Here is a 23,641-nt window from a genome sequence, read left to right as displayed (position 1 = left end):
CACAGCTATACAAGATGTGAACATTAGTGAGATCAACTTTGCGAATTTGGATGTGGGGCACATTTTTGTAAAAAAATTACAAATATAGTACTCACCAAGAAACAGATTCCACTTAACCATTTTAAGCATCGAGAGGCTTATGATGACTCAACAGCACGAGATTACCGCACTGAAAAAATTTGTGCGGGCCACTAACTTCCTGGCCACCTCACAGATTTATCTCAAGCAGAATGTGTTACACAAGCGACCACTGGTTCACGGAGATATCAAACCCAGACTGCTAGGCCACTGGGGCACCTGTCCCGGCATCAACTTTGTATACGCCAACGTCAACCGTCTCATCGTAAAACACAAGCGCCCCTTCCTCTATTTAGTTGGCCCAGGCCATGGCTTCCCAGCTGTTCAGGCCAACCTGTTTATCGAAGGCTCTCTGAGCCACTTCTACCCCGAAACCATCCCGTACAATGAAACCGGCATTGAAGATATCTGTAAGAAATTTTCAGCGGCCTATGGCTATCCTTCACATGCCAACCCAGAAGCACCCGGACAAATTCTGGAAGGTGGTGAGCTGGGTTATTCCTTGTCTGTTGGTTTTGGGGCCGTGCTGGACAACCCCGATCTGATTGCCACAGTGCTCGTTGGGGACGGAGAGTCAGAGACAGGCCCCCTGGCCGCGTCCTGGTATGCCAACCGTCTGGTCAACCCAGCCACTTGCGGTGCTGTGCTGCCAATCGTGCACATTAACGGTTACAAGATCTCGGGCCCAACCCGTATGGGTCGTATGAGCCACGAAGAACTGGATCTTGAGTTCCGCGGTCTGGGTTATCACCCCATCATTGTCGACGATCAACAGGAAGAAGATGTCTATGAGCAAATGGTCAAGGCCATGGATCTCTCCTATGAGATGATTAATGACATCCAAACCCGTGCCCGCAATGGTGAAGACGTTTGTAAGCCACGCTGGCCAGTGATCCTGATGCGCACTGCAAAAGGTTGGACTGGTGTTGCCGAAGACAAGGGTAAGAAACTTGAGGGTAACTGCGAATCGCACCAGGTTATCGTCAACAAGTGCGCCACTGATAAAGGCCACCTCGAAGCCTTGGATAACTGGCTGGCGAGCTATGGTTTTGCCGAGCTCTGCAGTGTGACTGATAAGGGCGAGCTCCAGTTTGACCCCGACATCAAGTCACTTATCCCGCCCAAAGAACTCAGCTGTGGTCGTCAACGCCTGTCCTACGGCGGCGAAGTTGTCCGTGCGCTGACCAATCCAGATCTGACTAAATTGGCCTATGGTGCAGAAGTGCCACGCGGTCATCGCGGCTACTCCATGAATAAAATGGGCGAGTGGATGCGTGAAGCCTTTAAGCTCAACCGCGATCAGCGCAACCTGCGCATCTTCAGTCCGGATGAAACCTACTCCAACCAGCTGCAAGCCGTGTTTGAAGAAACCGATCGCGCCTGGCAGTGGCCTATTGAAAGCTGGGATCAGGACATGAGCCGTGACGGCCGTGTGTTGGAACTGCTGTCTGAAAACCTGCTGTTTGGCATGATGCACGGATACACGGTTACGGGTCGTCACGGCATGTTCCCAACCTATGAGGCCTTCTCGCAGGTGGTGTCGTCCATGGCGGACCAATACTGTAAATACGTTTACGCAAGCCAGGGCGTCCATTTCCGTAAGCCACTGCCATCCTGTAACGTCGTGCTGTCTTCACTGTTGGAGCGTCAGGACCACAACGGCTATTCGCACCAGAACCCAAGCTTCCTCGGTGCCATGCTGGAAAAACACCCAGAGATTATTTCTGCGTACTTGCCTGCTGATGCCAACAGCACTCTGGTTTATACCGAGCGTGCTTACGCTGACCGCGACAAATTGAACATCATTGTTGCAGGTAAGAAAGAGCTGCCTCAATGGTTGACCCTGGATGAAGCCCGCCGCCAGGCCAAAGATGGTCTGATGATTTGGGACTTTGCCTCTGATGACAACCCGGATGTGGTCCTGGCGGGTTGCGGTGACTACGCCACCCAGGAGTGTATGGCCTCTTTGGTTCTCATCCGCGAATTGCTGCCACGGGTACGTGTGCGCTTCGTGAGTGTGTCTGAACTGAATTCCAATGGTCTGGGAAGCCGTAAGTTCCAGCAAAAGCCCTGGATGATGGACGAAATCTTCACCAAAGATAAAGGCGTGGTGTTCAACTACCACGGTTATCCAAACACCATCAAGAAACTGGTATTCGATTACAAAGGTAGCCACAGGTTCCGCATTAAAGGCTATGAAGAGGAAGGTTCAACCACCACACCATTCGATATGGGTGTGCGAAATGGGACTTCACGCTATCACCTGGTAATCGATATGGCTTATAAATTGTTCCAGCAAGGTATTATCGATGAAACCCAACATGTGGCCATCACCACAGATATGCTGCAACGTTTGGTTGACCATAAGAATTATATTAAAGCCAATGGCGTAGATCCTATTCACATCGAAAATTGGGTGTGGACTCGTTAAAAGCGTTATAATTCTGTGAATTAAAAGACACCCCTAGTGGGTGTCTTTTTATTTTTTAATTAAAAGGAACTTTGTACTGTAGAAATTCAATTATTTAGCACCGATAATATGTGTGGCTTGCTAAAACACAAAGGGAACACCACACGAAGCGCAAGCTATGCTCCAACTTCCCAAAGAGCATTATGGTGGACATCATCAAACAATGGACTTGGAGAATTATGATGAAAAACTCATTGAAAATTGCACTGCTCGCGTCGGCGCTGCCATTTGGTGTTATGGCGTCTGATGAAGGCATGAGCCCCTGGTATGTGGGTGGTGGTGTTGGTATCAACAACTATGAGCCAGCCTGCGACCAAAAAACCATGAAAAGCTGTGGTGAAGACAGCCCTTATGCTTGGGACGTATTCGCCGGCTACCTGTTCAACGACTACTTTGGTGTCGAGCTGGGTTACCGTGACCTGGGCCGCGCCGAGTGGACTGACTACGCCAATAACTTGAATGACGTGGGCGCCAAGGGTACCACACTGGGCCTGGTTGCCTTCTGGCCATTCGCGAGCAAGTGGAGCCTGTCGGCTGAAGCCGGTGCCATGAACTACCTGGTGTACAACAACAAGCAGTGGGGCTCTAAGTACTACAGCGACAGCGGCATTGCGCCGTTCGTAGGTGCTGGTATCGGTTATAACTTTACCGACAACCTGAAGCTGTCTGCCAAATACCGTCGCTACGAAAATCTCGATGAAGAGATGTGGAACACCCTGGAAATGGAAAGCAACTATTGGGGTCTGGAGCTGAGCTATCGCTTCGGCAGCAAGGCAGCTCCTGCAGTCGTCGCTCCCGTGGTTGTTGCACCTGTTGATTCAGATAACGACGGCGTAAACGACAATCTGGACAAGTGCCCTGCCACTCCAGCAGATCACAAGGTTGATGCATACGGCTGTACCGTTTACAAAGACGATGTGACCACCCATACCCTGGGCTCACTGCGTTTTGCCAACAACTCCTCTGTTATCAATCCATCTTCCTACGAGTCTGTTGAGAAGTTGGCCAACTACATGAACCAGCACCCAGGTTCAACTGTTGAAGTTGGTGGTCATGCTTCCAACGTTGGTAACCCAGACTACAACATGAAGCTGTCTGAGAAGCGCGCCAATGCCGCTGCCAAACTGCTGGTTGAAAAGTATGGTATCAGCGCCGAGCGCGTTACCGCCAAAGGTTACGGAATCACCCGTCCGGTAATGGATGGCAACACAGCTGAAGCTCATGCGGCCAACCGCCGTGTAGAAGCGGTTGTGACCGGTTCTGAAAAGGTACCAGTACTCAAGTAATCTGTGAGTTGTCACTGATAAAGCCACTGCCTTGCAGTGGCTTTTTTCTTTGTATAATGCGATTTAAAGACCTTGCCGGACTCATTTGGAAATTTTAAGTCTATTTTGTAATTTTTTTTCATAGTGCGGTTGGAAAAAAGCGCAAAATCGCTTCTAATATTGAGTCTATAAACCCGGCGCTCCGGCAGCATTTCGAAAAGGACAAGATCCATGGCCAATACCTTAGAGCAACTCAAATCCTTTACCACCATAGTCGCTGATACCGGCGATATTGAAGCCATCAAACGCTCTCAGCCTGAAGATGCCACCACCAACCCTTCATTGATCCTGAAAGCAGCGCAAATTCCCGAATATTCAGGCCTTATCGATAATGCCATTGCCTGGGCCAAAACCCAGAGCGACAATCTTGAAACCCAAATTGAAGACGCTGCCGATAAACTGGCTGTCAACATCGGTCTGGAAATCCTTAAACTGGTTCCCGGCCGCATCTCCACTGAAGTGGATGCCCGTCTGTCTTTTGATAAAACAGCTTCTATCGCCAAGGCCCACAAGCTTATCCGTCTGTATCAGGAAGCCGGTATCGACAAGAGCCGCATCCTGATCAAACTGGCATCCACTTGGGAAGGTATCTGCGCTGCAAAAGAGTTGGAGGCCGAAGGCATCAACTGTAACCTCACGCTGCTGTTCAGCTTTGCCCAGGCCCGCGCCTGTGCCGAAGCAGGCGTATTCCTGATCTCACCTTTCGTTGGCCGCATTCTCGACTGGTACAAGAAGTCTACCGGCAAAGATTACAGCGCCAGTGAAGACCCAGGCGTAGTGTCAGTAACGGATATCTACAACTACTATAAGCGCCACGGTTACAAGACTGTGGTGATGGGCGCAAGCTTCCGTAACACGGGTGAAATCATTGAGCTGGCCGGCTGTGACCGTCTGACCATTGGCCCGTCACTGCTCGAAGAAATGGCCGCCAGCAATACCCCTGTGGTACGTAAGTTGACCCCGACAACTGATACCGTTGCACCGGGTCCTGTGATGAGCGAAGCGGAGTTTCGCTGGGAAATGAACCAGGATGCCATGGCAGTTGAAAAGCTGGCCGAAGGGATCCGTAACTTCGCCATCGATCAAGGCAAACTGGAAGAGATGCTCAAGGCCAAACTGGCCTGATAACGCGGGGAAGCAACGAATGAGTCGAGTAACCAATACTCCTGAATGGCAGAAACTGAAAGAATATTCCAACAAACTGCCCCATATGCGTGAACTTTTTGCGACTGACAGCGCACGTTTCAACAAAATGTCGCTGAAAGCCTGTGGCCTGCTTCTGGATTACTCCAAAAACCGTGTGACAGAAGCCGTGCTGGGTGCCCTGTTTGATTTGGCAAAGCAAGCTCAGCTCGAAGCCCGCATCAAAGCCATGTTTGCCGGTGATGTCATCAACACCACCGAAAAGCGTGCCGTACTGCACACCGCCCTGCGTGCGCCAAAGGATGCCGTGGTTGAAGTGGATGGTGTTAATGTGGTGCCTGAAGTTCATGCAACACTGGATAAAATCGAATCCTTCGTTGCCTCTGTTACCTCTGGCGAATGGCGCGGTTACACGGGTAAAGCCATCACTGATATCGTCAGCATAGGTATTGGCGGCTCCTTCCTCGGCCCCAAGATTGTCACCCAGGCACTTCGTCCATACTGGACAGGCAAACTGAACTGTCACTTTGTTGCCAATGTGGATGCCACCTCACTGGTGGAAAAGCTCAAGCTGGTTGACCCGGAAACCACCCTGTTCCTGATGTCATCCAAATCGTTTGGCACCCAGGAAACCCTTACCAACACCCTGAGCGCCCGCGACTGGTTCCTGAAAAGCGGCGCTTCTCAGGCTGATGTTGCCAAACACTTTGCCGCTGTCACCTCCAACGTGGCCAAGGCGACCGATTTCGGTATCGATGAAGCCAATATCTTCCCGATGTGGGACTGGGTTGGCGGTCGCTACTCGCTCTGGTCTGCCATTGGCCTACCTATCGCGTTGATGGTGGGTATGGATAACTACCGTGCGCTGCTCGCCGGCGCCCGAAGCATGGACGAGCACTTCACCTCGGCGCCGTTGGCCGGGAACATGCCGGTTATTATGGGTCTGCTGTCAGTGTGGTATGGCAACTTTTTCAATGCCCAATCACACGTAGTGCTCACCTATGATCACTACCTTCGTGGTCTGCCCGCCTACTTCCAGCAGCTCGACATGGAAAGTAACGGCAAGTCCGTCATGATGGATGGCGAAACCGTGGATTTCAGCACTGGCCCGGTTATTTGGGGCGGTGAAGGTACCAACGGTCAGCATGCCTATCACCAGCTATTACATCAGGGCACAGCGCTCATCCCTGCCGACTTTATTATGCCGCTTCAAAGCCACAATCCGCTGGGTGAACACCATGTACAACTGGCATCCAACTGCTTTGGACAAACACAGGCTCTCATGCAGGGGCGTACCTTTGAAGAAGCCTTGGCAGAACTGGCAACAAGTAACCTCAGTGATGATGAGAAGACCCTGATCGCTCGTCATAAAGTTATGGAAGGTAACAAACCGAGTAACACACTGCTGATGGACAAACTGACGCCTTCTACATTGGGTGCTCTGATAGCGCTGTACGAGCACAGAACCTTTGTTCAGGGTGTGATTTGGGATATTAACTCTTTCGACCAATGGGGCGTGGAGCTTGGCAAAACGCTGGGCAATGATGTGCTGGCGCGCCTGACAGCCGATGAAGATGCCAGCGCACTGGACTCCTCCAGTAACGCGCTCATTAATTTGTTCCGCAAAGGACAAATCTAATCAGATGTTTTCTCTTTAATAATCAAAGGCCGATAATTTATCGGCCTTTTTATTGAAATTCAGTCAGTTATTTAATCCGCTGCGAAGATCATCCAAGTTTCATTTTTGCTTAACACAATTGAAACATTATTCTTGCACCCTGTTTGCGATGTGTGGTATTTAGTTGCTGAGAAAACATACAACAACAGGAGGTTGCCATGGATCGTTTAGATTATGGTAGTGCGCTAGATGAAGTCGTAGAAAGACCAGGTCGCTCTAAAGGCTCCAACAAAAAACGCAAGTGGAGGGAAATCGAGGCGCTGAAGGATAAGCATCGCCTGCTGAAGGAACTGCAGGATATTGACTCCAATCTCGCTTACGATATTGATTCCCTGATGGATTAACTTTCCTGTTGTAAAAAAGAGCGCTCAAGCGCTCTTTTTTATTGTCCACGTTTCGCTGTCAGTCTGACAGTGACAGGTAATTTCGCAGCTCATCAAACAGTTGGTTATCGTCATCACTGAAGAGCGGGTCATCCATCAGTTTGTTCAAACAACGTTCATTGATTTCATGCCAATCTTCGTCATTGAGATCCTTAGCCAGTATGGGAAAAAGCTCTCGCTCCTCAAACAGCATATGCGCTTCCTGTGCACTGACGTAACTGGATAGGTCGCCAATCAGCTTTTCTTTCGCAACCACAACGTCATTAAGAATAAGATTCAAGGTCGACATTAAAGAAGCTGACGACGCCACCAGATCCTGATGCTCTTCATTCAATCTGGCCAAGCGCGGCAATTCAGGGTATTTATCCAGACAGTACTCGTAAATCACATCCTCCAGAGGATGATGACTGTGCTCGGCATAGCTTTGCATATACTCCACAATGTCGCGAACCAGATTAAAATTAACGCTCTCACCGCTTTCCAGTAGAATGCGTTTTTTATTAAGGATCTTCAGCAATATCGCAATATGCTTGTGATCCCTCATCAATCGGTTGAGCATAACCCTCTCCCCTCGCCAATGCCTGCCTTATTCAATACTAGTAAAGCGTCAGACGCTTAACCACTATAACAAAGGGTCCTAAAAGACCAACGTGATAGAGATCAAGCTTTTAGCTTATGCAGTACTGCGCTCTAACACTGAAACAACAGACTTTAATGAGGTCTGCAAACGCAAAAAAGAAGTGCTTGCCGAGTTTGCTTCCCGCAAATTTCGCTCAACCAAGCCGGTGAAAAAGTGCTCCTGCTCCTCCGTCATGTCCAGTACATGAAAGCTTGCCCGGATTTCTGTAGTGATATTCGACAGCGCATGGCAAAACTGCTCATCACTCTCATGGATGCTGTCCGATAATCCTGCCAACAGGCGCCTGATATCCATCACCGCACGTTGCAACGTCTGTTGACGCTGAATATCAATAATACGGGCTTCCAATCCTTCAACCACAACGGCGATGACGTCCCTCAAACGACCGTACAACACCTCATCGTGCAACGGCATATTCTTAATTAAAAACGAAACATGTTTGTCGTTGCAGATGGTTCGGGAGCCGAAATCAAATAAGCGGCCCTGATGATCAAGCAGTTCAAAAATATTGGCCTCAATCGGGCTGATGGCCATGTGTTCGGGCACAAAGTACAGGGTTTCATCCACCCGAATCTCCAAACAGGTTTTTAAATCGAGCTGCATCATCAAACCAAAAAAGGCGTCAGCTAAGGCTCGATAGTCCTGGCACAGGAAGCACTGACGGAAAAACTGCAACACGGCCCCATATTGGGACGACTCATTCATCGACTGGAATGCCATATTGCGCGAGAAGCTTTCAGCCTCGGCAAGCGCCCTTTTTTTGTGTTGATAGTTAGCCACCGCATTGGTTTTCGCCATCAACTCTTTGAGTTCAAAAGGTTTGGCAATGAAGTCCACTCCCCCGGCCTCGTAGGCTTTAAGCCGTTCTTCCAGGGTATTCATTCCCGATACAAAAATAACTGCGCTGTCTATTCCCTGGGTCTGCAGCGATTTGCACAATTCAATTCCCGACACATCGGGCAAATTGATGTCCATCAGGATGATGTCCGGCTTTGCTGCCACCATGGCTTTTGAATAAGAGTCTGCATCCAGAAACAGTCGCACATCATAATCTTCCTGCAGTACTTCCCGCATCAAATGGCAGTAGTCATTGTCGTCATCCACAATCCACACTTTCAGTTGTTCCATCTGATTAACTCTCCCTATCCTTGAAACTGACACCCACTTCAGCCAATGCATTGGTAAATGCTTGTAAATCAAACGGCTTATGAAGCACTTTGAACGGCATTTCTTCATATCGGTTCACACCGATATCTTCAATAAACCCCGACACCAAAAGCACCGGCATGGGATGCTTTGCTATGACTTCGCTGGCCAATTCATAACCATTAATGCCTCCCGGCATCAGAACATCAGTAATGAGTAGCCCGGCATCACAGGCCTTACTTTGGAAGCTATTTCGAAAAGTGACGCCATCGCTGAAGGTTTCAACCTCCATACCCATGAGCTCACAATAGTCCCGCATCACCTTAAGAAGCTCTGGTTCATCGTCCACCAACAGGGCTTTCAGAGGAGTTTTCACTCTGGGGATGCTCGTTTCGGTAGCCAAAGCCTTTATAGAGGCCGCCTGTTTTATGGTTACCGCCGGAAACCAAAGCCGTATCTCAGTACCTTGAGGCCCGGTATTCAGCACATTCATATAGCCACGGGATCGTTTTACAAAACCATAGACCATGGAGAGCCCAAGACCGGTCCCCTTGCTCTTATCCTTAGTGGTAAAAAAAGGTTCGAAGATTTTATCAAGCAGCTGAATCGGGATACCGTGGCCTGCATCGGTAACAGAAATCCACACATAGCAGCCTGGCTCAACCAATACCCGCTCACCCACCCCGGGGAGATAGCCGGCAAGCTCAGACTCACCGGTGGCTATGGTTAATGCTCCCTCTCCATTCATGGCATCCTTGGCATTGATAACAAGATTCAAGAGTGCATCTTCCAAATCTCCCTTATCGACCATCACATCCTGTGTAAAGGGGGCAAGCTGCACATTCAGGCACACCTGGCTGGTAAGGGATTTCGCAAAGAGGTCTCTTAAGCCCTCTATCACCTCATTCACCTGACAATGCTGAGCGTTAAACTGCTCTTGCCGGGAAAACTGTAACAGCCGCCTGGTGAGTTCCGTGCCCCTTTGACAGGATTTAAGGGCTGTGGTCAGGTAGTTTTCCAACCGTTCGTCTTTATTTTTAAGCTGTATCAGCTCGAGATTCCCCTTAAGAACCCCCAGAATATTGTTGAAGTCATGGGCGATCCCCCCCACCAGTTGGCCTATGGCCTGCATCTTCTGTGCCCGACTGACCGTTTTTTCCATGGCCTTGAACTCGGTGTAATCGCGGCCAATTAGTGCATAGAGCCCGCCTTTACTATCCTGCTCCAGTGCAATCACGTGTAAGTGTAAAATCGCCAATTCCCCATTGGCCTTGGTACAGTAAACTTCGCCATTGAAGTCCTTTCCGGAGCAGAGGATGTCGTAAAGGTCGACCTCGTTACCGGATGCCTGAACGCCTTTAGGAAAAAGTTTACCCAGCGACATGCCTTTGAGTTCGCTGCGAGGATAGAGGCTGATGCAGGTAACCGCGGCATTGACATAGACAATCTCACTGTTGCCATCGTGAAACTGCTTAACCACCATGATGAAATCATCGCTGTTTCTGACAATGGAGCGGAACATAATGTTGTCTATGTCCCCTCTGACCTCCCTGCCCCCGTCCTCACGCCAATCCTCAACATGCAGGGTCAGTATTCCCATCAAAATATCGGCAAGCAACTCACTGAAACTCAGTAAAAAACCAAACCAGGCATCTTTAGGTGTGTGGAAAAACACCAACAAATCTGTGTGCTTTACCGGCCAAACCACAAACTTATGCCAGCAATGCACCAAGGGTTCCTGATGTGAGAAGGGCCAGTCACGAACATCTTTCCAAAGGGTGAGGTAACGCACTGGATCGCGGCACCAGCATGCGGCGGACTCAGGCATATCTTGCGCGTTGCTTGAGGAGGCATCTATCACCAATACGGCCTGTGCACCACTATGTTCAGCCAATATGCGGCACAGCGGCAATATCACATCCTCCCCGCGAATAAAGCGCGCCTGGATCTTACCCAGTTCGGCAAGAAAGAGTGGATCAAGTAAGGCGTGGCGGGCATCGAAAAGCATGTTTGCAGAACCAGATTCCATTCCAGTCAATCCTGTAACTTCAGCAATTTACCTAAAGCTTAGTCAAGCTTTACCGAATTGCTGAAGATAAATGGCTGGCGGGATCTTTTTCATAAAAAAAGGAGGCCGTTGGCCTCCTTTTGCGAATGTAACATTGCTCAATGGCGTAGGGTTTCAAACAAATGGGCCTTGAGTGCGGCAAAGTCCGGCGCCAGATTGGCCGACAGAACCAGCTTATCAGCAACCGCCGCAAGCTCTGGAGGCAAAGGCAAGTCCAGGGACAGCTCATGGTCGACCACATCTTTGAACTTCGCCGGATGAGCCGTACCGAGGAAAATACCCCGCTCACCCTCGCCAAGCGTGATATTAAGCGCTTGTGCGGCAATGGCCGCATGGGGTTCAGACAAGTAGCCATCTGCCTGCAATGCCAGCAAAGCGCTACGGGTTTGTTGCTCGCCCAGCGCAACTCCATCAATCTCAGCAAGGGACCACCCCATGACCTTGGCGATGGCTTCCACACGAGGCCAGTTGCTGGGGTCGGCCACATCCATGGCATTGGACATGGTCGCCACTGTGGGTTTGACCTGCCAGTTTGCGCTGGTCAGATAGCGTGGCACAGTGTCGTTGCTGTTGGTGGCGGCCACAAAACGCTTCACCGGCAAGCCCATGGCCTTGGCAAAGAATCCCGCAGTAAGGTTACCGAAGTTGCCGCTGGGCACCGCAATAACAGGCGCATCTGCGTGATCCTTGCGATACTGGGCCACGGCCTCGAAGTAATAGCAAATCTGCGCCAGCAAACGGCTGATATTGATGGAGTTAGCCGAGTTAAGGTGCAACCCTTCACGAACATCCGCATCATCGAATGCCTGCTTCACCAACGCCTGACAGGCATCAAAATCGGATTCAACCGCTACCGTATGGATGTTGTTGCCAAGGGTGGTGAACATCTTTTCCTGCAGCAGGCTGATTTTACCCTTGGGATAGAGCACGCACACCTGCACCTTATCCAGCCCATAGAAGGCGTCGGCCACGGCAGCCCCGGTATCACCGGAGGTAGCAGTGAGAATAGTTAGCCGCTCATCACCGGCAAGCACATTCAGGCACTGGGCCATGAAGCGGGCACCAAAGTCTTTGAAGGCCAGGGTCGGGCCGTGGAAAAGCTCCAGGCAGTAACGCTTATCGTCCACTTTCACCAGCGGGACCGAGAAGGTAAAGGCCTTGTCAACCAAGGCATCCACCACCTCCTGACCCAATTCATCGGCGAGCCAGGCACCCAGCACTTTTTTACTGCGCTCAACAAAGGGTAAGGTCAACAGGGTTTCAACATCATCCAGCTTGGGAATATGAGTCGGGAAAAACAGCCCGCGGTCTTTACCCAGTCCCAGCTTTACCGCCTGGGAGAAACTTACCCGTTCATCGGGATGCTTAAGATTATAAAGTTCCATTGCGTATCCTTAACCTTTACTCGCTACGACTCGGGTGCCCCGCATATCCAGGCGGCACACGTGGGCAAATCCGCCCTCTGTAAGATAATGGGCTTCCAGCCAGGCCTTGGCCGCCTCAGCGGTCTCGGGGCTCGAAGTGACTGAAAAGAGCGTGGGGCCGCTGCCGGAAATGCCGCTGGTCAGCATACCAAGCTTAGCCAGAGCCTCGCGCGCCTCAACATACCCTGGGATGGCGGGGGCACGATAAGGCTCGGCCAGCACATCCTTGAGTACCGAGAGCGCCAGCGCTTCGTCCTGACGATAAGAGGCGTGCACGAAGGCCGACAGATGACGACCAAAATCGATAACCACTGACTTGTCGTAGCTGTCTGGCATCAGCGCCCGCATCTTGGCGGTAGACAGGGAAATCCCAGGATATGCCACCACCCAATACCAATGCTCAAAGCTGGGGATGGACTCGCAGATGCGCCCGGGCAGATCCAGCATCAGCTGCATGCCACCGAGATAACAGGGCGCCACGTTATCGTAATGCACAGAGCCGCTGATTTTTCCTTCAAACTCGCCCATCAGCGCCAGCAGCGCCTGCTCATCAAACGGCTTGTCGAAATACTCGTTCAGGGCATAGAGGGCTGCCACCACAGAGCTGGCACTGGACCCCAGACCACTGCCCACCGGCAGGTTCTTCTCAAGGGTCAGCGCAATACCAAGCTCTTCTTTGCCTAACCGCTGCAAGAAGAACTCGGCACATTGCCAAACGATGTTCTCCTTGGGATTGGCTGGCAGCTTGTGAACCCATGCACCAGTGGTGTTAAGCGTCAGCCCCGCATCCGCCTTGGCAATCATGACTCTGTCACCCAGCAAACTGCCGTCGATGGGCGCAAGTGCCGCACCGAGCAAATCGAATCCTACACCCACGTTACCCATGGAGGCCGGGGCATACACGGTCAAACTCATAAACTCACCTCGCGGGTCCAGTTCAGGGTACGCAGCAGGTCAGCAAAGGCGCCGGCCGCAGTCACATCGGTACCCGCACCATACCCCCGCAATACAAACGGAATGGGTTGATAGTATCGGCTATAGAAAGCGAGCGCATTCTCGCCGCCCTTTACGCTGAAGAGTGGATCATCCGCTCCCACGGCCTGAATACTCACCCGGCAGCCAGACTCATCAATCTGGCCCACGTAGCGCAGCACCTTGCCCTCACTGCGGGCGTTTTCCACCATGGCGGCAATCTCAGCATCCGCCTTGGGCAGATTGGCCATAAAGGTACTTACATCGCCACTGGCATCGAAGGATGCGGGCAGCACCGAGTCCACCACCACATCGTCAAGCTCAAGCTCCATGCCCACCTCTCGGGCGAGAATAAGCACTTTACGGGCCACGTCCATGCCGGAGAGATCATCCCTCGGATCCGGCTCGGTAAAACACTTGTCACGGGCGATGGACGTTGCCTCAGACAGACTCATGCCCTCTTCCAGTTTGCCGAAGATAAATGAGAGAGACCCAGAGAGTATGCCATTGAACTTATGGAGTTTATCGCCCGCACACAGTAGCTTTTTCAGGTTGTCGATAACCGGCAAACCCGCGCCCACATTGGTCTCGTACAGGAACTGACGTCTGTGCCTGAGCGCAGACTCACGCAGGGCACGATAGTAATCAAGGTCGCGGGTGTTGGCTTTCTTGTTGGGGGTCACTACGTGCATCCCGGCTTCCATCACCTCAAGATAGCGGTCGGCAATGGCTGCGGACGAGGTGCAGTCCACCAGCACAGGATTCAGCAGTTGCTTTTCTTTAGCCCAGGCAAGCATGGCACCAAGGTCACAGCCCGTTTCGCTGTCATTAAGTAGCCCCTGCCAGTTAGCCAGATCAATACCACGTTCATCCAGCAACATGTTGCGGGAGTTGGCGATACCGCAGACGCGGATGCTGATGTGCTGCTCTTTCAGCGCTTCAGCCTGATTTTTCACCTGTGCGAGGAGCCCCGCGCCCACGTTACCCGCGCCAACCAGGAATACATCCAGGTACTGCTGCACATCGAAAAAGCGCTGATGACAGGCGCCGATGGCATTTTGCACCTTGCGCTGCTCCACCACGGCGGAGATAGAGCGCTCAGAAGAACCCTGAGCTATGGCCCGGATATTCACACTGGCCTGTGCCAGCGCCGAGAAAAACTTGGCTGCGACGCCCTTGTGGGTGCGCATGCCGTCACCAATGAGGGACACTATCGCCAACCCGGATTGCATTTCCAGCGGTTCCAGCAGCTCACTCTTGAGCTCCAGCTCAAACTCCTGTTCCAGCGCCGATTGCACCTTGGCTGCATCTTTTCCTGCCACACAAAAGCTGATGGAGTATTCGCAGGAACTTTGGGTAATGAGGGAAACAGATACACCGGCGCGGGCGATAGCACCCAGGGTGCGGCTTGCCATACCTACCATACCTTTCATACCCGGACCTGACACATCAAACATGGTTTGATTGTCGAGGCTGGAAATGGCTTTTACCTGCAGGCCGGTTTCATCGGCCGCATTGGACACCAGGGTACCCGGGGCCTCGGGATTAAAGCTGTTTTTGATGTAGCAGGGAATGTGAAACTGGGCGATGGGCGCTATGGTCTTGGGGTGCAACACCTTGGCACCGAAGTACGACAGCTCCATGGCCTCCTGATAAGACAATTGCGACAGCAACTTGGCGTCAGCCACCACCCGCGGGTCGGTGTTATATACCCCATCCACGTCGGTCCAGATTTCACAGCTGCTGGCATCAAGGCAAGCGGCAAGCACGGCTGCCGAATAGTCAGAGCCGTTGCGGCCAAGCGTAACTGTACGCCCGTTTTCATCGGCGGCAGTGAACCCCGGCATCACCCAAACCCGTTTGCTGTCCAGGGGCAGCTGTTTGAATCTGGGTTTGCTGACACCTATGTCCACCACAGACTCAAGCGGCGTGCCGTGGGCTAAAAACAATGCCCGGGGGTCGAGTCTATCCGCGCTCAATCCGTGGGCGCTCATCAAGGCCACCATCAGCTCGGTGGACAGACGCTCGCCCGCCACCACAATTTCGGCACGCACGCCGTCGGGGCATTCTCCCAGCAAGGCCACACCTTCAAGACGTGTTTGCCATGCCTGTTTCTGTTCGGACAGCGCGGCAAACAGGTGTTCACGGCAATGGGATACCTGATGTTGACACGCATCATCAAACAACGCCTCAAACACACCGACAACCCGCCCAAGCACCGCCTGATAGTCACCGCCAGTGACGGCCACATCCACCATTTCCAACAGTCCATTGGTCACAGTAGCCGGCGCCGACAGCACGGCTGCGACTTGCGATGCTTTTGCCGCTTTGGCCACGATAGCGGCCGCCATATCAAATCGCTGCCAGTTGGCCAGCGAGGTTCCCCCAAACTTCATGACTTTCATCTTGCTACTCCGTTTACCTCGCTCGCCCCCAGAAACAAAAAACCCGCTCCTTTTGGGGGAGCGGGCCTTAGTGTTCATTCTTTTCAGGGTAAAATCAGCCCGCCCCCACTCCGGTAATGGTGGTGGTAGTAATAATAGTGGTTACTACTGCGCCTGACTGATGCATGGAAAAATCCACTTCCTGATTTAACTGAGCCCACAGAATTGCTTGTTTTGGCAATCCTTGTCAACCCCCAAAATCAAGTATTTTTTACAGATTGGCAACAATATTTCAGATACTGCAATCAATGATGTCAGTTAATGAAAATACCCCAATAAATATCCGTTATATACTTCATTTCCGCCACTTGACGTAAAGGTAATCCACGTCAGTTAAATAGCATCTAACCATCTGACTTTAAAATATTTAAAGCTGATTAAGCCTCTTGTGATTGAAATGTATTTCTACGCGGGCCAATCGGCGTTATCCAGACCGCACAGAAAAAAGTGGCCTAAGTTAACAATCACTGATGTAAATCATCGCCTGAGCATAAAAAGCAGAGTATTATGCGCGCACATTGCGAATATGGAGGCAGTATGAAAATCACCAAGAACAGTGCGGTAACCATCCACTATCGCCTGAGCGACAGCCAGGGCCAGCTGATTGAAAGTTCCTTCGAGGCCGATCCCATGGTGTACCTGCACGGTGCAGAGAACCTGATCCCGGGTCTTGAGAATGCCCTGGAAGGTAAACTGGCCGGTGATACCCTCGAAGTCACTGTTGACTGTGAACAAGCCTATGGTCCATACCACGATGGCCTGCGTCAGGAAGTGCCACTGGAAGCCTTTGGCGATATTCAGGACATAGTGCCCGGCATGCGCTTTATTGCTGAAACTGAAATGGGTCAGCGCCCTGTGCAAGTTACTGAAGTGCTTGAAAACACAGTTGTGGTTGACGGTAACCACCCACTGGCTGGCCAGTCACTGACCTTCTTTGTTGAAGTGAAAGATGTGCGTCTGGCGACCGATGAAGAAGTTGCCCATGGTCATATCCATGCCCACGGTGGCTGTGGTGGTCATCATCACCATCACGACGAAGGTGGATGCTGTGGCGGCCATGATCATGACCACGGTCACTGCGAACATGACCCAGAGAAAGAAGCCAAACCCGGCTGTGATGGTAACGGCGGCTGTGGCTGTCGCGGCTAAGCTGTAACGCTTTCTTATTAAATTTATGCAAAACGCCGATCTCTTTTGAATCGGCGTTTTCTTTTGGCCTAATATAAAACCCGGCAAGGACTGCCGATATTAAAAAAGGACCTTTACATGCTCAAACAGCCACTCTACGAAAGTCTCCCCTATCTGTGCATGTTGTGTGCAACTGCAACCCTGCTTTGGCAACAAAATACCCTCGCCCTGGCTGCAGGACTAATGCTTTTTTTTGTTGGGGCTCGGGTCTATATCCTTCGCTCTGATAATCGCCGCACCGATCCGGCGCGCAAGCGAAAAAAAGGAGGGTTACCCAAGGGGCTTTATGAACTGTTGCCATTTGCTTGCCTGGCCCTAAGCGTTTTACTGCTCGCCCAACCCGGCAGCGCCTGGCTTATCTTTCCTGCATTAATGCTGCTGGCATACGGGCTCTATGTGCTCGCAAGCCGTTCGAGCTATCGAGATCACCAGTTACCGTCTCAGGGCCATTTGTGATCAGCGGATATCGGCGGGGTCCGTTACTATCAATTTGGCTATCACAGCACGCTCAGCCTCATTCATGTGCTTGAGGTAATTAGAGCAGCGGGTGATGGTTGCAATGCTGATTTGGTATTCAGCGGCTATTTGGCGCTGGCTCAATTCACCGGCGAGCAGCAATTGGAATACCTTCAAACGCCCGGCGATGGCGCTGCGCTCTTCCTCGGTCAGCAATAACTGAAACAGAGTAATCAGCTCATCCCGCTCGGGATGGGTCAGTATTTTATCCAGAACCAAATTCCAGGACGCCCGCATAATATCCTCTCGGTCGGGGATCTAGTGATGTGCGGCAGTGTAGCAAGCCCCTGTCGGCTCTACAAACGCCCAAGAGAAGGTTTGCCAAACAAAATTTAACAAAATGCGTCATTTAGTTTGAGCAAGTTCCGGTTACAATGGCTGCCTTTACGTCTTACCCATTCACTCCACAAGGAAGAATAACAATGAAAAAGACATTGCTTTGCCTGAGCGCCCTGCTGGCTTTTGGTGCCAGCGCCAACAACTTCGAATCTGCCGATGACGCCATTCACTATCGCCAGTCAGCCTTCGGTTTGATTGCCTATCAGTTTGGTGACATGAGCGCCATGCTCAAAGGAAAGAAAGAATTCAATGCCGACGTGTTTGCCCAGCGCGCCGAAAACGTAGCGGCTCTCTCCAAGTTGCCTGCTGAAGGTTTTATCGCCGGCTCTGACAAAGGCAACACAGAAGCCCTGGGCAAAATCTGGGAAAACCAGGCGGACTTTGACAGCCGTATGAGTGAGTTCCGGGAAAATGCCGCCAAATTGGCCGTGGCAGCCAAAGGCAGCGACAAAGATGCCATCAAGGCGGCATTTATGAATACCGGCAAGAGCTGTAAAGGCTGCCACGACAACTACAAAAAAGACTAAGCTTCGGTTGTCTGATAAAAAAGCCTGCATCTGCAGGCTTTTTTAGTATTTCAGTATCACCCGTTACAGTGCCTGAATGGCTGGCCACAGCAATAAATAACCAACGGGTAAGGCAACGAGCACCAACAAAATCGCAGCTTTCCACAGCGGTGCAAAGCGGATATCTGATTTTACGTCAATGTCATCACGGCGCCTGCGGCCCGTCACCATGGCTCCCAGCAGCCTGTCTCCTTTGAGTAGGTGCCACACCACCGCCAATACATGCACCGCAGCAAGGATTAACAACAAATCGAAATTGCGCTTGTGAAGCCAGGTCATCCAGGAGGCGGTGTCACTGCTCACCATGCTGACCAGGGGGCCTTCGGTAAAGACTTCATCAGTGGCAAACAGGCCTGATATCAGCTGAAGAGCAAGACACAATAGCAGCACCAGCACCATGTAGCCGCCAAGCGGATTGTGGCCATGGTGGCCTTTCACGCCTTTGCTGACTGTCGTTTTGGCGTATTCCACTACGGTGAGCGGATGATGCAGAAAGTGCGCAAAGCGTGCGGTATCACTGCCAACAAAGCCCCACAACACCCTGAACAGCAGCAGCGCCATCAAACTATAGGCAAACACCTGATGCCATTGCATCTCGCCCACCTCGGCGCTCCACCAGAGCAATCCGAGCAAGGTCACCATCAACCAATGAAACAGCCTGACGGGCAAATCCCACACCTTGGCGTGCGTCATTACATCCTCCGCATACACAGGAAGTAGCCTTAAAAAGTATGGGGATGGTAATCAAATTGAGGGGGAAAGAGAAGGATATGAGTGTAAGCAGGGATGAGTTATCCATTCGAATATGCGCCTCTTTTGGGGCGCATTCAAGCAAATCCGGGGCTTTTTTGGGCTTTTGGGTTCAAGCGTTCAAATAAGAAGCGAACGATATTTCCGCCTTGATAAAACGTGATTTTACTCACGACTTTCAGATTTCAGCTTGGTAGTCTGAAGTCACGGAAACAAAAAAAGAGGCTCGACAATATGTTGAAAATCACCAGCAAACAGTTCGAAGTAACTACTCCTATCCGTGAACGTGTTGAAAGCCGCTTTGAAAAGCTCGCTCGTCACGATGTTCCGCTGATCAATCCACATATCATTATCAGCCAGGAGAAAACCCTCTTTAAAATCGAAGCCTCTGTTGGGGTACCACAAGGAGATTTATTTGCCCAGGCGAAAAGTGAAAACCTGTATGCAGCCATTACGGCCATGGGACAAAAGCTGGAGAAACAGCTCAATCGCCTGACCCACAAACCCGAAGCCAAGCGTGCCGATACCCAAGGGGTAGCCGACGAAGAAGTTGACTTCGAATACGACGATAAGGAGGAATACGCAGCTTGACCCCGTTCAATCACACGACAAAGCGCACCTCAGGGTGCGCTTTATTTTGTGCAACATATGCAGATTTTTTGATTGACACCCAAGGGCGCAGTCTTTAGTTTTAATGCCATGAAATTTACCGTGAACGCAGTTTTTACTTTCTTTTTTATTCACTTCCCCTGAGGAGGCGGATTTTCTGTGTAAAAACGAAAGTGAAAATTCAAAGCCTCCCACCACCGGGAGGCTTTTTTGTTCTTAGGCGATGCAGTTAATACCAACAGAGGTCAGCATGGAGAAACCACAGCCCCTGAGTGAAACCCGGGAGCAGATCACCGACATTGACAACACAGTGCTGCAATTGCTGGCACGGCGTCGGGAACTCAGCCTCGAAGTAGCTCGCAGTAAAGAAGTGGATGTGCGCCCGGTGCGCGATACCCAGCGCGAGCGAGAGCTGTTGTCGAGACTGGTGCAAAAAGGCCGCGAGCAAGGGCTGGACCCGCACTTTGTTATGCAGTTATATCAGAGCATTATCGAAGACTCGGTGCTGAACCAACAGGCCTATCTCCATGGCCGTGCCAACCCGGAAACCCAAAAACAACAGTATTGCATTGCTTATCTCGGTGCCCGAGGCTCCTACTCATACCTCGCCGCCAATCGATACTGTCAGCGCCGCCAGGTAGACATGGTGGATTTGGGCTGTCAGAGCTTCGATGAAATCGTTCATGCTGTCGAATCCGGTCATGCCGATTACGGATTCCTGCCAATTGAAAACACTTCTTCTGGCTCCATTAATGAAGTCTACGATGTGCTTCAGCACACCAGCCTGGCCATCGTGGGTGAAACCACCATCGAGGTGGGTCATTGCCTGCTGGCCAAACCCGGCACCAAGGCATCGGATATCAAGACTCTGTATGCCCATCCACAACCCATCAGCCAATGCAGCCGCTATTTGGCGCGCCATCCCGGGCTCAGACTCGAATACTGCGCCTCCAGCGCCGAAGCCATGGAAAAGGTGCAGGCTGCTGACAGCAAAGATGTCGCCGCCATCGGCAGCGCCGAGGGCGGTGCCCTGTACCAGTTGGAAGCAATCGAAAAGGGACTCGCCAATCAAAAGGTCAACCAAAGCCGCTTTATCGTTGTGGCCCGTAAAGCCGTGGCCGTGCCAGAGCAATTGCCCGCCAAGTGCACCCTCATTATGGCAACAGGCCAAAAGCCAGGTGCCCTGGTAGAGGCCTTGTTGGTGCTCAAGGCCAACAACCTCAATATGAGCAAGCTCGAGAGCCGCCCTATTCCGGGTACCCCTTGGGAGGAGATGTTTTATCTGGATATCGACGCCAATCTGGCCAGTGTCCCGATGCAACTGGCACTGAAAGAGCTTGAACGTATTACCCGCTTTATCAAGGTGCTGGGCTGCTACCCCTGCGAAACTGTGGCACCTACGCAGCTCTCCAACGCCCAGCTGCTCATTGAGCCCGAGCATTTCCGTGCCGATACACCCGAGTCCACCAAAACCCAGTCACAGGCTATCGACGATGCCCCTGCACGCCACAGCCTGGGGTACAAAGAAACTGCCAGCGAAGTACAAGCGGGCGCTTTGCTCGTCGGCAATGGTCATTCTAGTGCACTCGCACTGCTCTCTTTGCCGGATACCCTTGAAGGGTGCGAACCCTTCCTAAAGCAGCTAAAGGCGGCCGGTTTTGCAGGCCTTGTGCTGGATAATCTGTCAGAGCGACCAGAGCCCGCCAAAGCACTGGATGCCTGCACCAAGGCCGCAGAAAAGTTTGGTCTCATCACCGCGGCGGCCGTGAACAGGGAGGATGAACTCGAGCATGCCATCTCCCGGGTCGAGCTTATCCTGATAAAGGGCAAGCAAATGTTCAATCACCCCCTTCTCGAGCGCCTCGGTAAGCTGCATCTCCCCTTGGTGCTCGAGCGGAATACCATGGCTGATATTGACGAACTTCTGGCTGCTGCCGATACCATTCTGGCAGAAGGCAACCAACAGCTGATGCTGTGTGAGTCAGGGGTCAGCAGCTTTAAGAGCAGTACACGCGCCACTCTGGATTTGGCAGGTTTGGTAGAGCTTAAAGCGCGAAGCCACCTGCCGGTGTTGGTCAATCCAAGCTATGCGGTGACAGCAGAAGCCTGTCCGCGTCAGGCCAAAGCGGTCAAGCATCTGGGTGCCGATGGACTCATTGTGGAGGTCTCTCTGGATGCCTCAATCACTGACAGTCATCTGGGTGACACTTTGCGGCAGTTTTTCGTCTGAAGAAATAGAGAATGACAACGCAAAAGGGGCCAACATGGCCCCTTTTCGTTATTCAGATATTGGAGTCTGGCTTACCCAAAAGTATCTGTAGCCTCTTTGCGCTGAGGCACAGGTTGAATGGCAACCCCATCAACCAGACTCACCCACCCCTTGACAACCCGCAGTACAAACCAGGCAAGCACGACCACGAGCGCCGTTGCCGCCATCCAACCAGCTGGCAGCCAATACCAGGCCGCCGAACCCAGTACCAGCCCTAACATCGAGTTGCGTTGCCACTTAAGATGCGTGTCACAAATGCTGCAGCTATCAGTCTTGCGCAGTGACAGATTCAGGGCCAGGGCAAAGAGCACTGGAAGCACCAGAGGGAAGGCACTCATCATCCCATATTGCAAATGAATAAGGCTGGTGTCCTGGGCAGTGGCGTTGGGCAAGCTCAGTTGGGCCATAGTTCGCTCCGGTAAGGCTGACGAGAAACGGTGAATCGAACCGATTTCAAAACTGTGATCACGGCCCTGATTTAACCTTACTTTCCCATTGGGAAAAGCGCAACCATGGCCCCCAAAAACAGCCCAAGTATACCCACCAACACTGACTTAAAGCTTAAGGCTGATATGCGAAAGCGCCCGGGCAGAGCAAGCCAGCACCATACCATTGGCCTTGTCTTCTTCGGTCAGGGTCATCTCTGACAGCCTTTCAACATCCCCCTCCAGCACCTGACATTTGCAGGCACCACACACACCGCTGCGACAGGCGGCAATGATGGGTAGCTTTAGCGCCTCAATCCCCTCAAGCAGCACACCCGACTCGCCGAGAGGATGCAGCTTGTCTCCCACCTTCAGCATAAATCCCTGCCCGCTACTTTTGACGGGCGTGCCCTGCTTGCCAAAGCTTTCCTTGTGGAAGCGCGACATGGCAAATCCTGCATCCCTGACCATAGCCTCTACTCCAGCCATATAAGCCTCGGGGCCACAGACATACAAGGTTCTCTCACGCCAATCACTGACCAGGGAGTCCAATCCTGATAGCGTCAATCGCCCCGGCAGCGCGGTGGCATAGGGCCAGTCAGGGTAATTCCCCTGTTCGATAACGTACCCGAGACGAAAGCCACTGTGGTTATTGGCCATGGACTCAAGCCTGGGAGCGAATATCAGGTCATCGACGCTTTTGGCGCTGTGTACAAAAGCGATGTCGGCGCCCACACGGGTGTCAGTCAGCCAGCGGCTCATACTGAACATAGGCGTAATGCCGCAACCAGCGCTTAAAAACAAATACCTGTCGGCAGGAATATCCACCAGATTAAAGCTGCCAGATGGCCCCATGGCATCAAGGGCATGGCCAGGCCTTAAACTATCAATCAGATAGTTGGAAACCTTTCCCCCCTCGACCCGCTTAACTGTGATGCTGATGCTGTAGGGTCTGGATGGAGAAGACGACAGGGTATAGGCCCGGCTGTGGGGCTCACCGCCAATCTCCAGCAACAGGGTGATAAACTGTCCCGGTTTATAGCTGAAACGCACAGGTTCCCCTGCGGCTTCAAATCGAAACGTCACCACATCGTGGGTTTCATCCGTCCGTTCTATGCAGCAAAGACGAAAAGGCCCGGCGGCAGGTAAATTCTGCCAGGGTTTGGCTGCCAACAAGGCAGCGTCCCGGTGTTGACTCATAACTGGTT

Annotated in this window: 21 protein-coding genes and 1 other annotated feature; of the genes, 10 read left to right on the top strand and 11 right to left on the bottom strand. The window is 51.9% G+C overall.

Features of this window, described 5'->3' with window-relative positions; translation table 11 throughout:
- Positions 1-142: 142 nt before the first annotated feature.
- The gene (locus K0H79_RS04635) at positions 143-2,509 is read left to right on the top strand and encodes a phosphoketolase family protein (protein ID WP_220067814.1); all 2,367 of its coding nucleotides are present in this window, start codon (positions 143-145) and stop codon (positions 2,507-2,509) included.
- A gap of 218 nt (positions 2,510-2,727) precedes the next feature.
- Positions 2,728-3,834 (top strand): OmpA family protein, encoded by a 1,107-nt coding sequence (locus K0H79_RS04630; RefSeq protein WP_220077478.1) that lies wholly within the window; start codon positions 2,728-2,730, stop codon positions 3,832-3,834.
- Positions 3,835-3,845: 11 nt separating this feature from the next.
- Here K0H79_RS04630 and K0H79_RS04625 read toward each other — a convergent pair whose 3' ends face one another.
- Positions 3,846-4,046 (bottom strand): hypothetical protein, encoded by a 201-nt coding sequence (locus K0H79_RS04625; protein WP_220077477.1) that lies wholly within the window; start codon positions 4,044-4,046, stop codon positions 3,846-3,848.
- On the opposite strand from K0H79_RS04625, the gene tal reads away from it, so the two are divergent.
- The 3 genes from tal to K0H79_RS04610 all read left to right on the top strand — a co-directional run bounded on the left by tal (position 4,045) and on the right by K0H79_RS04610 (position 7,038).
- The gene (gene tal, locus K0H79_RS04620) at positions 4,045-4,998 is read left to right on the top strand and encodes a transaldolase (RefSeq protein WP_220066990.1); all 954 of its coding nucleotides are present in this window, start codon (positions 4,045-4,047) and stop codon (positions 4,996-4,998) included. The genes K0H79_RS04625 and tal overlap by 2 nt on opposite strands.
- Positions 4,999-5,017: 19 nt before the next feature.
- On the top strand, positions 5,018-6,655 hold the full coding sequence (gene pgi / locus K0H79_RS04615; protein ID WP_220077476.1) for a glucose-6-phosphate isomerase: 1,638 nt from the start codon (positions 5,018-5,020) through the stop codon (positions 6,653-6,655).
- Positions 6,656-6,852: 197 nt separating this feature from the next.
- Entirely contained in the window at positions 6,853-7,038 is a 186-nt protein-coding gene (locus tag K0H79_RS04610; RefSeq protein WP_011759028.1) for a DUF3545 family protein, read from the top strand.
- 58 nt (positions 7,039-7,096) lie between these two features.
- On the opposite strand, the gene K0H79_RS04605 is transcribed toward K0H79_RS04610, so the two are convergent.
- The 6 genes from K0H79_RS04605 to thrA all read right to left on the bottom strand — a co-directional run bounded on the left by K0H79_RS04605 (position 7,097) and on the right by thrA (position 15,732).
- Positions 7,097-7,636, bottom strand: a complete 540-nt coding sequence (locus K0H79_RS04605; protein WP_220077475.1) for a hemerythrin domain-containing protein — start codon at positions 7,634-7,636, stop codon at positions 7,097-7,099.
- A gap of 114 nt (positions 7,637-7,750) precedes the next feature.
- Positions 7,751-8,953 (bottom strand): response regulator, encoded by a 1,203-nt coding sequence (locus K0H79_RS04600; protein ID WP_309304486.1) that lies wholly within the window; start codon positions 8,951-8,953, stop codon positions 7,751-7,753.
- Positions 8,850-10,892, bottom strand: coding sequence for a PAS domain-containing hybrid sensor histidine kinase/response regulator (locus K0H79_RS04595; protein ID WP_220077474.1), 2,043 nt, complete (start codon positions 10,890-10,892; stop codon positions 8,850-8,852). The genes K0H79_RS04600 and K0H79_RS04595 overlap by 104 nt, the downstream gene beginning before the upstream one ends.
- 137 nt (positions 10,893-11,029) lie before the next feature.
- Positions 11,030-12,316: a threonine synthase gene (thrC, locus tag K0H79_RS04590; RefSeq protein ID WP_220077473.1), complete on the bottom strand. Its 1,287-nt coding sequence runs from the start codon at positions 12,314-12,316 to the stop codon at positions 11,030-11,032.
- 9 nt (positions 12,317-12,325) lie between these two features.
- Positions 12,326-13,270, bottom strand: coding sequence for a homoserine kinase (gene thrB / locus K0H79_RS04585; protein ID WP_220077472.1), 945 nt, complete (start codon positions 13,268-13,270; stop codon positions 12,326-12,328).
- A complete protein-coding gene (gene thrA, locus K0H79_RS04580) occupies positions 13,267-15,732 on the bottom strand; it encodes a bifunctional aspartate kinase/homoserine dehydrogenase I (RefSeq protein ID WP_220077471.1) in 2,466 nt (821 codons plus the stop codon). The genes thrB and thrA overlap by 4 nt, the downstream gene beginning before the upstream one ends.
- A gap of 576 nt (positions 15,733-16,308) precedes the next feature.
- On the opposite strand from thrA, the gene slyD reads away from it, so the two are divergent.
- Both slyD and K0H79_RS04570 read left to right on the top strand, forming a co-directional pair.
- Positions 16,309-16,920: a peptidylprolyl isomerase gene (gene slyD / locus K0H79_RS04575; protein WP_220066983.1), complete on the top strand. Its 612-nt coding sequence runs from the start codon at positions 16,309-16,311 to the stop codon at positions 16,918-16,920.
- A gap of 117 nt (positions 16,921-17,037) precedes the next feature.
- Complete coding sequence (locus tag K0H79_RS04570; protein ID WP_220066982.1) at positions 17,038-17,415, top strand: hypothetical protein; 378 nt, start codon at positions 17,038-17,040, stop codon at positions 17,413-17,415.
- Here the strand turns inward: K0H79_RS04570 and trpR are convergent, their stop codons facing one another.
- Positions 17,416-17,712, bottom strand: coding sequence for a trp operon repressor (trpR, locus tag K0H79_RS04565; RefSeq protein ID WP_011759019.1), 297 nt, complete (start codon positions 17,710-17,712; stop codon positions 17,416-17,418).
- Positions 17,713-17,897: 185 nt separating this feature from the next.
- On the opposite strand from trpR, the gene K0H79_RS04560 reads away from it, so the two are divergent.
- On the top strand, positions 17,898-18,341 hold the full coding sequence (locus tag K0H79_RS04560) for a cytochrome c (protein WP_220066981.1): 444 nt from the start codon (positions 17,898-17,900) through the stop codon (positions 18,339-18,341).
- Between the two features lie 63 nt (positions 18,342-18,404).
- On the opposite strand, the gene K0H79_RS04555 is transcribed toward K0H79_RS04560, so the two are convergent.
- The gene (locus K0H79_RS04555) at positions 18,405-19,073 is read right to left on the bottom strand and encodes a cytochrome b/b6 domain-containing protein (RefSeq protein ID WP_220066980.1); all 669 of its coding nucleotides are present in this window, start codon (positions 19,071-19,073) and stop codon (positions 18,405-18,407) included.
- Positions 19,074-19,364: 291 nt separating this feature from the next.
- On the opposite strand from K0H79_RS04555, the gene hpf reads away from it, so the two are divergent.
- Positions 19,365-19,721 carry a ribosome hibernation-promoting factor, HPF/YfiA family gene (hpf, locus tag K0H79_RS04550; protein WP_220066979.1) on the top strand — a complete coding sequence of 119 codons (357 nt, stop codon included), beginning with the start codon at positions 19,365-19,367 and terminating at the stop codon, positions 19,719-19,721.
- Between the two features lie 107 nt (positions 19,722-19,828).
- Positions 19,829-19,954 (top strand) — a sequence feature (Phe leader region).
- A gap of 35 nt (positions 19,955-19,989) precedes the next feature.
- Positions 19,990-21,969, top strand: coding sequence for a chorismate mutase (locus tag K0H79_RS04545; protein WP_220077470.1), 1,980 nt, complete (start codon positions 19,990-19,992; stop codon positions 21,967-21,969).
- Positions 21,970-22,040: 71 nt separating this feature from the next.
- Here the strand turns inward: K0H79_RS04545 and K0H79_RS04540 are convergent, their stop codons facing one another.
- The gene (locus K0H79_RS04540) at positions 22,041-22,415 is read right to left on the bottom strand and encodes a hypothetical protein (protein WP_220066977.1); all 375 of its coding nucleotides are present in this window, start codon (positions 22,413-22,415) and stop codon (positions 22,041-22,043) included.
- A 147-nt stretch (positions 22,416-22,562) separates the two neighbouring features.
- Positions 22,563-23,633, bottom strand: a complete 1,071-nt coding sequence (locus tag K0H79_RS04535) for a hybrid-cluster NAD(P)-dependent oxidoreductase (protein ID WP_220077469.1) — start codon at positions 23,631-23,633, stop codon at positions 22,563-22,565.
- Positions 23,634-23,641: the final 8 nt, after the last annotated feature.

Origin of the sequence: Shewanella sp. FJAT-52076 (genome assembly GCF_019457455.1) — a bacterium.
Classification (GTDB): Bacteria; Pseudomonadota; Gammaproteobacteria; order Enterobacterales; family Shewanellaceae; genus Shewanella; species Shewanella zhangzhouensis.
This window is presented reverse-complemented; position numbering and strand designations above follow the sequence as displayed.